This is a genomic window from Cognatiyoonia koreensis (assembly GCF_900109295.1).
In the GTDB taxonomy this organism is placed as follows: domain Bacteria; phylum Pseudomonadota; class Alphaproteobacteria; order Rhodobacterales; family Rhodobacteraceae; genus Cognatiyoonia; species Cognatiyoonia koreensis.
The window spans coordinates 1,063,835-1,077,928 of sequence record NZ_FOIZ01000002.1 but is presented as its reverse complement, the minus strand read 5'-3'; the positions used below and the strand labels follow the sequence as shown (position 1 = coordinate 1,077,928).

Below are 14,094 nucleotides of genomic sequence, written 5' to 3'. Positions count from 1 at the left end.
GTTTTCATTCTTTGACACCTCCAAGGAGAATGCCTTTCTCGAAGTACTTTTGGATGAACGGGTAGACGATCAGCACGGGGATGATCGAACAGACAATAATCGCCGCCGTGACTGTTTCGGCGCTGAACCCTGCTGCGGTCTGGACGATGGCGAATTCGTCATCGTCGCTGAGGTTCGAAATCGTATGGCGCAGGAACACCTGCAACGGAATTTTTTCTTCCGATTGCAGCAGGACCATCGCCCAGAAGAACCCGTTCCAGCGTGAGACGATACAGAACAGGGTGATTGTCGCGATCGCGGGCTTGGACAGCGGGACATACACCTTCCAAAGCACCTGGAAATCATTTGCCCCGTCCATGCGTGCAGCTTCTTCAAAACTTTGCGGAATGGCTTCGAAGAAATTGCGCAGCAGGATGATATTGAAGGCGTTGACTGCAAAGGCAAGGATGATGCCGAACATACTGTCCAGCAGGCCAAGGTCGCGCATGTTCAGAAAGAACGGGATCAGGCCCGCGTTGAACCACATCGTAAAGGCGATGAAGAGGTTGAAGAACCGCCGCCCCTTCAGCTGCGGACGCGACAGCGCATAGGCCCCGGGGATAATGAACGCGAGGCTCATCAACGTGCCGCCGATCGTGTAGATGAACGTATTGCGATACGAAATCCAGAACTGCGGATCCTTCAGAATATAGCCATAGGCCTCTACCGTCGTGTCGATCGGCGTAAACACGACTTTGCCGGCCTGTGCCGCAAAACCCGAGCTGAACGACACCGCCGCGATGTAGATGAACGGATAAAGTGTGGCGACCGTAAACATCCCGATCAGGACGGAAACCACGATGGCAAAGAACTTGTCGCCGCGCGAATAAAGGTTCCAGTTCATCATCTGCGTGATCCCCCTACCAAAGCGATGTGCGCGAGTAGCGGCGCGACAGAGTATTCGCGGTCATCACCAGAACAAAGGCGACAGCGGCGTTGAACAGGCCCGCGGCAGCGGCAAGGTCATACTGACCGGACTGAAGACCCTGCCGATAGACCCATGTATTCACGACATCGGCGGTTTCGTAGGTCGCAGGCTGGTAAAGCAGAATGACCAGTTCGAACGATACTTCCATCACGTTGCCGATGCGGATGATCAGCATGATCAGGATGGTCGGCAGGATCGACGGAATGGTGATTTTCCACATCATCTGCCAGCGGTTCGCGCCATCAACCACAGCACTTTCATAAAGCGATGGATTGACCCCTGCGATCGCTGCAAGGAAAACGATGGAACCAAAGCCCGCTTCTTGCCAGATACCGGTCCCGACAAAGATCGGACGGAACCAATCAGGCTGGGTCAGAAAATACACCGGCTCGAAGCCTAGCCACCCGATGAAGGTGTTGATAATGCCCGCAGTCGGCGAGAAAGCAGTGATGACGATACCTGCGATAATGACCGATGAAATGAAGTGCGGCAGATAAACAATCGTCTGCGCCGTCCGCTTGTAAGTCGCGTGCATGATTTCATTGAACATCAATGCAAGGATGATCGGCGCAGGGAAGCCGAACAGCAGATTGTAAAAGCTGATGGTGATCGTGTTTCTGACAGCCCGCAGGAATTGGTCATTCGAAAATAGCGTCTGGAAATGGTCCCAGCCGACCCACGGGCTGCCTGCAACACCACGGAAGATCGAATAGTCCTTAAAGGCGATCTGCAAGCCGTACATCGGCTTGTAAAGGAAGACGATAAACCAGATGATCGTCGGCAGAAGCATCACGTAGATCTGCCATTCCCGCTTGAAATGGTCCAACGTGCGGACCCAGGAACTGTCAGGCGTGCGGGTCTGGCGACGGTCGCGCAGCGCTTCTGAAGCTTCGACAACGACTTCTTCTATGGGGATGCCGCCAACGTCGGAATTGCGATCTGACATGGTCCTAACCCCCCAGGTTCAGCGCACGACCGGTTTCCGCATCGAACAGTTTCACCAGATGCGAGGGCACATGTACCGCGCCAACACCCGATAAATGCGCGATGTCGCCATTGGTATCGGCCTTGAAGACAAGCTCGTATTCCCCGTGCCGCGCGTGCAGCAAAGCTTCAGAGCCCAGCGGCTCGACCAGATCAAGCGCAATGGGAAGTGCAGATGACTGGTTTTCGGCCGTCAGGGTCACGTGTTCGGGGCGGATACCCACGATAACGTCACGCCCTGCATGCCCGGCACTGGAACTGTCGATCTTGATTTCCGCATCACCGATCCGCGCACCGGTCTCGGTCAGCTTTCCCTTCATCTGGTTCATCGGAGGAGAGCCAAGGAAGCCGGCGACAAAGGTGTTGGCAGGGTTGTTGAACAGTTCCATCGGGGTCCCGACCTGTTCGATATTTCCGTCATTCATGACCACAATCCGATCAGCAAGCGTCATGGCCTCGACCTGATCGTGGGTTACGTAGATGGATGTCACACCCAAACGGTTGTGCAGGCGCTTGATCTCGGCGCGCATCTGCGTGCGCAGCTTGGCATCAAGGTTGGACAGCGGTTCGTCAAACAGGAACACTTTGGGGTGGCGCACGATGGCGCGGCCCATGGCAACACGCTGGCGCTGCCCACCCGACAAATCGGCGGGGCGACGTTCAAGATATGGGGTCAGGCCAAGAATTTCAGCGACATCATCGATGGTCGTCTTGATTTCGGCCTTCGGCATTTTGCGGATACGCAGCCCGAAGGCCATATTGTCTGCAACATTCAAATGGGGATAAAGAGCGTAGTTCTGGAACACCATCGCCACGTCCCGGTCTTTCGGGGCGATGCGGTTCATGCGGCGACCATCAATGGTCAATTCACCAGCTGTGATTTCTTCCAGCCCCGCGATCATCCGCAAAGTCGTGGATTTACCGCAACCGGACGGGCCGACGAGCACTACGAATTCCTTTTCGGAAACGTCGAGATCGATCCCGTGAACAACCTGCAAAGCGCCGTAAGACTTGACGATCCCGCTAAGATTCACACCGGCCATTGTCCCCTCCCATGGCGTTTCGGGCCTTCGGTTGATGTTCGCGCCGAATCGCTCCCTCAAACAGGTATACTAGTAAAAAAACTAGGCTGCTAGTCTTGTATACTAGTTTGAATTCTTGTTAGGTGAGATGTTAGTGTCAGCTCAAAAGGAGCGCCCGCATGGATCATGCACCTGCAGTTACTGAACGACGCACGTCTGTTGATGACGTGTTCGATTATCTGTTCGAGCAGATTTCATCACTCCAGTTGAAACCGGGGGACAGGATATCCGAGGCTGAAATTGCGGCACAGTTCGGTGTATCGCGCCAGCCTGTCCGGGACGCTTTCAGCCGGTTGGCGAACCTTGATCTACTGCTCATCCGCCCGCAGCGCGCCACGGAAGTGCGGCGATTTTCCATGCGCCAGATCGAAAAAGCGCGGTTTGTCCGTGCCGCCATCGAAAAGGAAGTATTGCTACGCGCTGCGCGCGAATGCGATGACGCTGGTGCCTCTCTGCTGGACAAGTCACTGACGCAACAGGAAGCTGCCGTAGACGCAACGGATGTCGAAGCATTCGGTCAGCTTGATTACGAATTTCACAAAACACTCTGCAAGATCGCTGGCGTCGATTACGCGTTTGAAGTGATCATGGAAGAAAAGGCCAAAGTGGACCGCTTGTGCATGTTGGGCCTGTCCAAGGAGCAGCGGATTCCGGTGCTTCTTGATGATCACCGCGCCATTGCTGATGCCGTCAAATCGCATGATGCCAATGCCGCAATTGCAGCTGGAACAAAGCATCTGTCGCGCCTTGATGAAACGATCAAGCGGATCAGAGCGTCAAACGCCTACTATTTCGAGCGTGCTGACGACTGACGTCGCAACGGCTGTTTCCAGCCACACCCAACAGCACACCTTGCGCTTCGTGAAACGAAAGTAGCCCATGCAAGCAAATACAGCGCACACCGCGTCAACGCCTGCACCGGGCGCGCGTCAGATATTTTCGCTTGCATGGCCAATGACACTCAAGGCGCTATTCCTGCACGGCACGGTAGTGATCGACGGTTTCCTGCTATCCAGCCTTGGCGAGGGTGCACTGGCCGCGATGGGATTGGCGGCAGCGCTTGGCGGGATCGTCCTGGGTGTGATCTTTGCCTTTTCCCACGCGATGCAAATCCGCACGGCCCAGGCATTTGGTGGCGGCGATCAGGTGTTTCTGAAATCGGTGCTCGCGTCCGGTCTGGCTGTCAGCCTGTCCATCGGGATTATCGGGGTCGCCCTGATCCTGATATGGGGCGGCACGTTGATCGCGGCGCTGGCCCCGTCACAAGAAATCGCGGATCAGGCCCAGACTTATCTTTCCATCTTCACCATCGTCATCCTTGGCGAAGCGATCGGGCAGTGTATTGCCAGCTTCTTCAACGGGTGCAGCCGAAGCAAACTACCACTCTACGGCTACCTGTTGTCTGTGCCGATCAATGTGCTTAGCAGCATCGCGTTGATCCATGGACTTTGGGGGTTTCCAGAGCTTGGCGTCGCGGGTGCCGCACTGGGGAGTGCTGTCGCAATCACCGTGCAGACGCTGTTCTGGTCCATCCTGCTGTTGCGCACCAACGGACATCTGCGCCGCGTCGCCGGCTGGCATCACACAACGTTCCTGCTAACGGTCAAACGGCACCTTCGCTTTGCATTGCCGATCGCCGCCACATTCGTCAGCGCGACGCTTTCAACGCATGTCTGCTCGCTCATCTATGCGAAGATGGCATTGAATGACTTCGCAGCCCTGACACTGATTGCGCCATGGAACCTGCTGGCCGGACAGGTCGCAATGCAATGGACACAGGCCACCGGTATTCTGGTGGCCCAGCTCTTGGGCAAGCGCACACCCGAAGCCGTTCTGGACCGGTTCCTGTCGCAAGCCTGGAAAGGGGCGTTCGTGGCCGCAGGTGTCGTCGCATGCGTCTTTCTGGCGATGTGCCTATCACTCAACTGGATCTACCCAGAACTCGAAGCAGAGACACGCGCGATTCTTTTCGGGTTTTTGCCGATCCTTCTGATCATTCAGTTTCCGCGCGCCACAAACGCGATCTGCGGCAACACGCTGCGCGCGGCGGGTGACACCGTCTATGTCATGCACATCTTTGTCTGGTCGCAATGGGCGTTCCGCGTTCCGGCAACAGCCTTGTTCGTACTCTATTTCGATCTGTCTGCCTTCTGGATTCTGTCCCTGTTCCTTTGGGAAGAAGTGCTGAAATTTCCCGCGTTCCATCGCCGCCTATGGCGCGGTGATTGGAAACGGTCTGACGTTGCGGCATGATCTAGTGCGGCGGCGCGATAAACTGGAAAACCGGGATGCTATTGCAAGAGGACCAACAACATGAAGATCACTGATGCAAAAGTCTTCGTCGGGGGCCCCGGCAAGAACTACGTGACGCTCAAGATCATGACCGATCAAGGGATTTATGGTCTCGGCGATGCGACGCTGAACAACCGAGAAACGCTTCCGGCGGCCTATTTGCAGGACTACCTAATCCCAAACCTGATCGGGATGGACCCGCGTAACAGTGAAGACATCTGGCAGTTCTTCTATCGCGGCGCGTATTTCCGCAAAGGTCCGATTGCGATGGCTGCCTTCGGGGCCATCGACACTGCACTCTGGGACATCAAGGGCAAGCTGGCGAACATGCCGCTTTATCAGCTTTTCGGCGGCAAAAGCCGAGACGGTGCAATCGTTTACGCCCATGCGACAGGGGCGGACCTGCCCGATCTGATGGAGTCGATCGCGTCCTATGTTGCCCAAGGTTACAAGGCGGTTCGCGTGCAATGCGGTATCCCGGGCATGCCGACGGCAAGTTACGCAGTCCCCGACAAGAAAGGGACCGAAGGGGATTTCATCACTGACTTCAGCGGTATCATTCCCAAGACGGAAATCTGGGATACAGACCGATATATGCGCTTCATGCCCGGTGCTTTGGCTGACATCCGGGACAGATTCGGGCCGGACCTGAAAGTGCTGCATGACGTCCATCACCGCCTGCTGCCACGTGAGGCCGCCGCATTTGCAAAAGCGGTCGAACCAATCGGGCTTTATTGGCTGGAAGATCCGACACCGGCAGAAGATCAGGCCGCGCTGCGGCTGATCCGTCAGCACTCAACGACACCCATTGCCATTGGAGAGGTCTTCAATTCAATCTGGGAATGCAACAAGCTGATCCAAGAAGAACTGATCGACTTTATCCGCGTCGCGGTGACCTATGCGGGCGGAATCACCCATGTAAAACGGATCATCGACCTTGCGGGTATGCACAACGTGCGTACCGGTTTTCATGGTGCGCCCAGCCATTCCCCGATCTCGATGGCCGCACAACACCACCTGAACGCCTGGGCACCCAACTTTGGAATACAGGAATACCTTGTGCTGGGCACACCCGCCTGCGACGCACTTTTCCCATCGGATCATGTGATGCGCGACGGCATGGTTTACGTCAGCGACGCCCCGGGACATGGCGTCGACTTCGACGAACGCGAGGCCGCGAGATACGAATACAAGCCCGGCAGCCATCCCGTCGTGCGGCTCGAAGACGGAACGCTTTGGAACTACTGAAACGTACACGCAGGGCCCGAAAGCCCAAAGCGGTTGGCCTACATGCAGTTACCTTAACCCTAAGCTTTCGCCCGTTCGCCAGTCGGATCGTAAAACGGCTTCAGCTGCGCTTCGGCCTTGACCCTTGTCCCCATGACGTCGATTTCAAAGCTGCTGGCCAGAAGGTCGGCGACCGTTTCAGCGGGGCAAGGCACATAGCCCATACCGATCGCAGTACCAAGATGGTGAGCATATCCGCCAGACGTCAGATGACCCACGTACGCGCCATCCCGCAAGATCGGTTCGTTGTGGTATAGCAGCGGTTCGGGATCGGTCAGTTTGAATTGCACAAGCCGCGAACGCAGCCCCTCTTCCTTGCGTTTCAGAACGGCGTCGCGCCCGATGAAATCCGGCTTGTCTGTCTTGACCGCAAAGCCCAATCCGGCTTCGAGCACATGATCTTCGGATGTGATGTCATGACCGAAGTGGCGGAACCCCTTTTCCATCCGGCAAGTATCCATCATGTGCATACCGCAGAATTTCAGATCAAAGTCTTGCCCTGCAACGGCAAGCGTTTCAAAGACGTGCCCGCATTGGTCGGACGGAACGTAAACTTCCCACCCCAGCTCGCCGACGTAGGTGACGCGATGTACGCGGGCAAGACCCATGCCGATTTCGATCTCCTGCGCCGTGCCAAAGGGGTTCGTGTCATTGCTGAAATCATTCGGCGACACCGCCTGCAGCAGCGCGCGTGAATTCGGTCCCATCACCGCCAACACGCCTTCGCCCGCCGTTACATCTGTGATGACGACATTGAAGTCACCGGTATTGCGCCGCATCCAGGTTTCATCGGCAAGCCGGGTCGCGGCAGGAGTCACGACAAGATAGGCGGTTTCCGAAAGGCGGGTGACTGTCACGTCAGCCTCGATTCCGCCTTCGCGGTTCAGAAACTGGGTATAGACGATCTTGCCAATCGGCACATCGTACTGCCCGCCGCCGACATGGTTCATAAAGTCAGTCGCGTCACGTCCTTCGACGCGAATTTTTCCGAAGGACGACATATCATACATGCCGACGTTCTGGCGCACGGCCAGATGTTCATCGCGGACGTTTTCAAAAAAGTTCTGACGCTGCCAGCTGTACTGATACTCTGGCTCTTGCCCGTCGCGCGCGAACCAGTTGGCCCGTTCCCATCCGCCAAGTTCACCCATGACCGCGCCGCGTTCGAATAGATGATGGTGGAACGGCGTGCGTCTGATACCTCGCGCAGTCGCTTTTTGCCGGAAGGGAAAGTGATCGGCGTACAGCAGTCCCAGCGTTTCCTTGGACCGTTCGAACAGATAGGTCTTGTTGCCCTGAAACGGCTGCATGCGCGAAATGTCGACATCGCCCAGATCAAACGGCTTTTCGCCTGTCTCCATCCACTGGGCCAGCGCCATTCCAGCACCGCCTGCCGACTGGATGCCGATGGAATTGAATCCTGCGGCCACCCAGACATTGTCCATCTCTGGTGCCTGGCCAAGGTGGTAGGCGTCATCCGGGGTGAAAGATTCCGGCCCATTAAAGAAGGTATGAATGCCCGCCTCGGCCAGCATCGGGAGGCGCTCACAAGCAGCTTCCAAAATCGGTTCGAAATGGTCGAAGTCCTCTGGAAGTTGGTCGAACTCGAAATTCTTGGGGATGCCATCCATCGCCCAAGGTTTCGCATTGGGTTCAAAGGCACCAAGCAACATCTTGCCCGCGTCTTCCTTGTAATAAGCACATTCGTCAGGAACCCGCAGTACGGGCATCTGGGTCAGGCCGGGGATCGCCTCGGTGACGATATAAAAGTGTTCGCAGGCGTGAAGCGGCACGTTCACACCCAGCATCTTGCCGACCTGATGACCCCACATGCCGCCGCAATTCACCACCATATCGCAGGCAATATGCCCCGTTTCCGCGCCTTGTTCCCAATCGACACCGGTAATACAGCGGCCGTCACGTTTCACGCCGGTCACAAGTGTCTTTTCGATGACCTGCGCCCCGTTCTGACGCGCACCTTTCGCAAGCGCCAGTGCAATGTTCGCAGGGTCGCCCTGCCCGTCAAGCGGTAGGTAGACGCCAGCCGTCACACCGTCGATGTTCAGATGCTCATAGCGCTGCTTGACCTCGTCGGGGCTGATCTCTTCTACTTCGACGCCAAAGGCACGGGCCATGCCTGCTTGCCGGAAAATCTCTTCTTTGCGTTCAGCCGTCAGGGCGACAGTGATGGACCCCACGCGCTTGAAACCTGTTGCAACGCCAGTTTCGTCCTCAAGATTGCCGTAAAGTTCCTGACTGTATTTCGCGAGCTTCGTCATGTTCGCGGTCGCCCGCAGCTGCGCGATCAAACCTGCCGCGTGCCAAGTGGTGCCGCTTGTCAGCTGCTTGCGTTCCAAAAGAACCACGTCTTTCCACCCGAGCTTTGACAGGTGATAGGCGACGGAACAGCCGATGACGCCGCCTCCGATAATGACGACACGCGCAGCGGACGGGACTGAGGCCATGATATTATCCTATGCCTGAAAGACGACGAGATTGCCCGATCGCGTGCGGGGCGGTTGCGGCAATGCACACGGGACGCGCAAAAAACTGAAAGCGGTTTGCATCAGACGATCCTGTGCCCTGCGGCAATCAATGCATCGCGCAACGCTGCGATATGCGCTGGACCGACTTCACAGCAGCCGCCGACAATGGTTGCCCCTTGTGCCACCCAGCCCAGCGCGTGCTGTGCATAGGCTTGCGGTGAAAAATCACGCCGCGCTTGCAGCGCATCGACCGTAGGCTTGTCCTGCAGAAAGTCGCTTGTGATCTGCTCGAACCCATTCGCGTAAGCCCCGAACGGCAAGGACCCGGTCGCAAGCACAGCCAACGCGTCCCCGATCACTTCGGGGGCAGAGCAGTTTACAAGGATCGCGTCCGCCTGTTCAACAACCGGCAGCACATCGGCAACCAACTCGCCCGACCGCAGGCGGGTGCCATCATGATCATCGACCGATATCGCGATCCAGACAGGTTTGCCGCCTGTGCGTGCGCCCTCCAGTACGGCCCGCGCATGTGCCAGTGAAACGACCGTCTCGCAAATGAGCAAATCGCAATCAGGAGCAAGTTCCCGGGCAATTTCCGAATAAAGCGCGACCGCCTTGTCATGTCCCGGATGCACATCTGCGCGGTAGGATGCGCCAATCGGGCCGATAGCCCCGGCGATGCGGCCACTGCCAAAACTGTCCCGCGCTTCTCGCGCCAAAGAAACTGCCGTGCGATGCAGCCGACCGAAATCTGCTTCACGTCCGGTGCCGACCAAGCGGTCATGGTGCACCGCGTACGTGTTCGTCGTCGCAATGGTGGCACCTGCAGCAAAGAAATCGGCGTGCACATCACGCACAAGGTCAGGCTGATCCAGCATCACTTGCGTGGACCAAAGGGGTGTCGGGTTGTCACCGGCGCGATGGATCAGTTCCTGACCCATCCCCCCATCAAGCAGTATGATATCGGTCATTTTCGTTCAGGCCCTGATACGCTGATTGTCAGCATCCCAAAGCGGTGCGTCCTCATGGACGGTCGCAGCATATCTTTCGCCATAGATTTCGATTTCAACCTTGTTTCCCGGTATGTTCAGATCGGTGCGCAACATGCCAAGGGCAATGCACTTATCGATACGAAAGCCCCAATCGCATGATGTCGTTTCACCTACAACGTCCCCGTTATGCCAGATCGGGGACATGTATGGCGCGTCTTCCGCACCGGGGTTGTCCAGCGTCATTGTCGCAAAGCTTTTCTTGGTGCCGCGCTGTTTTTCTGCCAACAGGGCCGCCTTTCCGGGGAAATCCTGCGGTTTGTCAAAACGGATAAAGCGATCCAACTTGCCTTCAAGCATGGAATAATCAGTGGACAGGTCGCCTTTCCACGTCCGATAGCCCTTTTCGATCCGCATCGCGTTCAGCGCATACATCCCAAATGGTGTGGCACCGGAGTCGCGCAAAGCCAGATAGACAGAAGACGCATCACTGAATGATGTGTGTATCTCCCAGCCAAGCTCGCCCGCAAAGTTGACGCGGAACAACTTGGCGGAAACCCCCGCAAAAGTAGCGTCTTGAACCGAAAGCCACCCTGCTGTCAGATCAGCATCCGTCAGTCCGGCCAGCAGGTCGCGCGATTTCGCGCCGGACACGAGTGCTGTTGACCAGTCGGTCGTAATGTCCTTCAGCGCCAGACCTTCCGCCAGCCTGTCACGCAGGAATTCAAAGTCGTGCCACTGCGCGACGGCAGCCGTCATCAGCCAGAAGTCGTCTTCGCCCCAGCGAATGATCGACACCTCGGTCACGATCCGGCCGCGATTGTCGGCAAAATAGCCAAGATTCATCCGCCCGATCTTTGGCAATGCACCGGTAATCTGACCTCGCAGCCATTCTGCTGCTCCTGCCCCGGTCAGCGTGTAGCGCGAAAAGCCCGGCATATCGAGGACCGCAACATCATGTGTCGCGGCTTCGACTTCGCGCTTGATACCTGCTTTCCAGGGGCCGTCACGTTCCCATGTTTCCGTTGATTCAAACGAAGTATCCTCGCCGTCATGCGCGAACCACGTCGCACGTTCCCACCCGTTGTAGGCCCCCATCTGCGCACCGGCAGCGATAAGCGCGTCATGGTTTGGCGACAGTTTCTTGTTGCGCCCAGCCGGCCACATCTTGTGCGGAAAGTGCATCGCGTATTCGTGGCCATATGTTTCAAGGGCCTTTTGCAGACAATAATCATGGTCGCAGTAATCGGTGTAGCGGCGTGGATCGACGGCCCACATATCCATCTCTGTCTCACCCTCGACCAGCCATTCGGCCATGACCTTACCGGCGCCGCCACCCTGCACGATGCCAAAGGTAAAGCTGTGGGCTTCATAAGCATTGCGCACACCTGGCATCGGCCCGACCATTGGCAGACCATCAGGGGCATAGGGGATGGGGCCATTGATGTTGCGGCCGACACCACCAGTGGCCAACACAGGCACACGGGCCATTGCATCTTCAATATACCATTCCAACCGATCCAGATCGTCGGGATAAAGCTGGAAACTGAAGTCATGCGGCATGGGGTCATCCGGCGTAACCCAGTGGGCCTTGCAGTTGCGCTCATAAGGGCCAAGGTTCAGACCGTTCTTGTCCTGCCGCAGATAGTAGGATGAGTCCACATCGCGGATCATCGGGGTCTTCTTCCCGTTTTCCTTGGTCCAGGCTTTGATTTCCTCGATCTCGTCGGTCAGAAAATACTGGTGGGACATGACGACCATCGGTACATCGCGCCCGCCGTATGGCTTGAACCATTCGCCGACGCGGGCGGCATAGTAACCGGCAGCGTTGACAACTTTTTCGCAGCGGATATCGCCCTTGTCGGTGTGGACGATCCAGTCACCGGTATCGGTCTGCGACACACCAGTCGCAGGACAGAAACGTTCGATCTTTGCCCCCAGATCACGGGCGCCCTTGGCCAGCGCCTGTGTCAGTTGTGCGGGGTCGATATCACCATCCAGCGGGTCCCACAGCACACCTGACAGATCATGCGTTTCGACAAACGGGTTGAAATTCTTGACCTCGGACACGTCGATCATTTCAAGTGGCAGGCCCATCGCCTGTGCCTGCCCCGCGACGCGCTGGAATTCCTGCCGCCGCTCTTTCGTGTGACCAAGCCGCAAGGCACCGGTGACATGATAATTCATCGGATAATCGACCTCGTCCGCAAGGCCACGATACATTTCCAGCGAATAGCGCTGCATGTTCATGACGGCCCAGTTCGGTGCAAAATTCGGGCAGTTGCCAGCGGCGTGCCACGTGGATCCGGCGGTCAATTCGTTCTTTTCCAGCAGAATGCAATCGGTCCAGCCCATCTTGGCCAGATGGTAAAGGGTCGATACTCCGACGACACCGCCGCCGATGATGACGACACGGGCTTGTGTTGGGAAATCGCTCATGTTTCTTGCTCCTCCTGCCGGACGTTGTCCGTGATGTCGTAGTAATCGCCCTTGTCGGTGGTAAAGATATGGCGTTCGAGTTTCAGGCCAGTCGGACCATCAAGCGCCCCAAGGGCGATGCCGGTGTCCGGTTCTGCATATCCCTTCCAGAAAAGGAACGACCCGCATGTCGCGCAGAACCCGCGTTTGGCCATGGGGCTGGCTTCATACCAGCTGACGTCGCCCGTCACTTCCAGATCGGCGTCAGCGACCTGCATGGCAGCCCAATAGTGTCCCGATTGCTTGCGGCACTGGCTGCAGTGGCACGCGGCAGGGTCTTTCGCCGCCCCTTTGGCGACAAACGTAATGGCGCCACACAAGCATGATCCACGATACATCAAACTCTCCCCGGAGCTGTGGTGCTGCCAAGTAGAACCCCGTAGACGACAAAGCTGGCCGCCATCACGCGGCGGAACCACGTATTGAACACAGCCCCCAATGCCGCGCGTCCCAGACCAGCGCCCAACGCGGTATATATGGTGTAGCTAAACGCAGTCAGGGTCAGCGCTGTCGGCACGATGACCCACATTTGCTGACCGATCGGGAGGTCTGGCTGAACGAACTGGCTGAAGGCCGCGAAATAGCCCGCGACCGACTTGGGATTGATGGTCGCAATGGCAAAGGCGCGCCAGTAGATCGACCCACTGGTCGCAGGCACGCGCACCGGCCTTGTCGCCATGATCCAGCCCCGTATGCCAAGGTAGATCAGAAACGCCGCCCCGATCAGCTTGGCCGCCTGATAAACTTCGGGTGATGCCGCCAAAACGGCGGTGATGCCGAACGCCGACAAAATCAGAAACAGGCTCGCCTGTGTCAAGATCGCAAGGATGCCCGGCACTGACCGGCGGAACCCAATAGTCATGCCGTTGTTGATGCAGTTCACCGCATTCGGGCCCGGCGTGGTAACGAACACGGCCCAGAACAGGGCAAAGATGATCCAGCCTTCAATGCTCATCAATACACCGGTGGGGCGATAACCCAGATCGCGATGCATGGCGCGTCGTGGGGATTGGCCCAGTGATAAAGATCACCCCGAATGCGAAAACTGTCGCCCGGTTTGAGATGGAAAAGCCGTTCGCCAATGCGCAGGTCCAACTGGCCCGATACGATATAGCCCACTTCCTGCGTGGGACGGCGGATTGGCGCGGGCATTTTCGAATGTGGTTCGAACGTCGAATGCACCATTTCGAAATCATCGGTCAGGTCGGGCGAAAGCAGTTCCTCGACCAAACCGTCACTGCGCGAACCGATGGGGCGGCGGGCATCACGGCGGACGACGAAACCTTCCTCGCCAGGCGCGGCCTGCGCCCGGAAAAGGCTGGACACTGACACATCCAGTTGCCCTGCAAGGTCACGCAGGTCGTTGACCGACGGATCAGACAGGCCGCGTTCCACCTGACTGAGCCATCCGACAGAACGCCCGAGGACTGCCGCCAGATCGGAAAGGGTCAGCCCCCGCGCCTTGCGCAATGCGCGCAGATCGGCTCCCAATGTCCGGGCGTTGCTTGGCATGTCATGCAGCATTCTGA

12 protein-coding genes are annotated in these 14,094 nt (G+C 57.2%); 3 read left to right on the top strand and 9 right to left on the bottom strand.

Translation table 11 applies throughout. The annotated features are described in order from the left end of the window. Positions 1-4: 4 nt before the first annotated feature. From BMY44_RS16795 to BMY44_RS16785, 3 genes are read right to left on the bottom strand one after another with little or no spacing between them, the layout of a single operon-like run. Complete coding sequence (locus BMY44_RS16795) at positions 5-886, bottom strand: carbohydrate ABC transporter permease (RefSeq protein ID WP_089997038.1); 882 nt, start codon at positions 884-886, stop codon at positions 5-7. A gap of 13 nt (positions 887-899) precedes the next feature. Beyond that, the gene (locus tag BMY44_RS16790; protein ID WP_089997037.1) at positions 900-1,913 is read right to left on the bottom strand and encodes an ABC transporter permease; all 1,014 of its coding nucleotides are present in this window, start codon (positions 1,911-1,913) and stop codon (positions 900-902) included. A 4-nt stretch (positions 1,914-1,917) separates the two neighbouring features. After that, the gene (locus tag BMY44_RS16785; RefSeq protein ID WP_089997036.1) at positions 1,918-2,994 is read right to left on the bottom strand and encodes an ABC transporter ATP-binding protein; all 1,077 of its coding nucleotides are present in this window, start codon (positions 2,992-2,994) and stop codon (positions 1,918-1,920) included. 158 nt (positions 2,995-3,152) lie between these two features. Between BMY44_RS16785 and BMY44_RS16780 the strand changes: the two genes are divergently transcribed. The 3 genes from BMY44_RS16780 (at position 3,153) to manD (ending at position 6,573) form a co-directional block, all read left to right on the top strand. Next, the gene (locus tag BMY44_RS16780) at positions 3,153-3,845 is read left to right on the top strand and encodes a GntR family transcriptional regulator (protein WP_089997035.1); all 693 of its coding nucleotides are present in this window, start codon (positions 3,153-3,155) and stop codon (positions 3,843-3,845) included. Between the two features lie 67 nt (positions 3,846-3,912). After that, positions 3,913-5,286: an MATE family efflux transporter gene (locus BMY44_RS16775; protein ID WP_089997034.1), complete on the top strand. Its 1,374-nt coding sequence runs from the start codon at positions 3,913-3,915 to the stop codon at positions 5,284-5,286. A 60-nt stretch (positions 5,287-5,346) separates the two neighbouring features. Then, positions 5,347-6,573: a D-mannonate dehydratase ManD gene (gene manD / locus BMY44_RS16770; protein WP_089997033.1), complete on the top strand. Its 1,227-nt coding sequence runs from the start codon at positions 5,347-5,349 to the stop codon at positions 6,571-6,573. Positions 6,574-6,632: 59 nt separating this feature from the next. Here the strand turns inward: manD and BMY44_RS16765 are convergent, their stop codons facing one another. From BMY44_RS16765 to BMY44_RS16740, 6 genes are all read right to left on the bottom strand, one after another. Further along, positions 6,633-9,077, bottom strand: a complete 2,445-nt coding sequence (locus BMY44_RS16765; RefSeq protein WP_089997032.1) for a GcvT family protein — start codon at positions 9,075-9,077, stop codon at positions 6,633-6,635. Positions 9,078-9,178: 101 nt separating this feature from the next. Further along, positions 9,179-10,069, bottom strand: a complete 891-nt coding sequence (locus tag BMY44_RS16760) for a homocysteine S-methyltransferase family protein (RefSeq protein WP_089997031.1) — start codon at positions 10,067-10,069, stop codon at positions 9,179-9,181. A gap of 6 nt (positions 10,070-10,075) precedes the next feature. Continuing rightward, positions 10,076-12,526, bottom strand: a complete 2,451-nt coding sequence (locus BMY44_RS16755; RefSeq protein ID WP_089997030.1) for a GcvT family protein — start codon at positions 12,524-12,526, stop codon at positions 10,076-10,078. Further along, on the bottom strand, positions 12,523-12,903 hold the full coding sequence (locus BMY44_RS16750; protein WP_207510574.1) for a GFA family protein: 381 nt from the start codon (positions 12,901-12,903) through the stop codon (positions 12,523-12,525). The genes BMY44_RS16755 and BMY44_RS16750 overlap by 4 nt, the downstream gene beginning before the upstream one ends. Next, positions 12,903-13,520 (bottom strand): LysE family translocator, encoded by a 618-nt coding sequence (locus BMY44_RS16745; protein WP_089997232.1) that lies wholly within the window; start codon positions 13,518-13,520, stop codon positions 12,903-12,905. Before BMY44_RS16745 ends, BMY44_RS16750 begins: the two co-directional genes overlap by 1 nt. Beyond that, positions 13,520-14,077, bottom strand: a complete 558-nt coding sequence (locus tag BMY44_RS16740) for a helix-turn-helix domain-containing protein (protein ID WP_242650587.1) — start codon at positions 14,075-14,077, stop codon at positions 13,520-13,522. The genes BMY44_RS16745 and BMY44_RS16740 overlap by 1 nt, the downstream gene beginning before the upstream one ends. Positions 14,078-14,094: the final 17 nt, after the last annotated feature.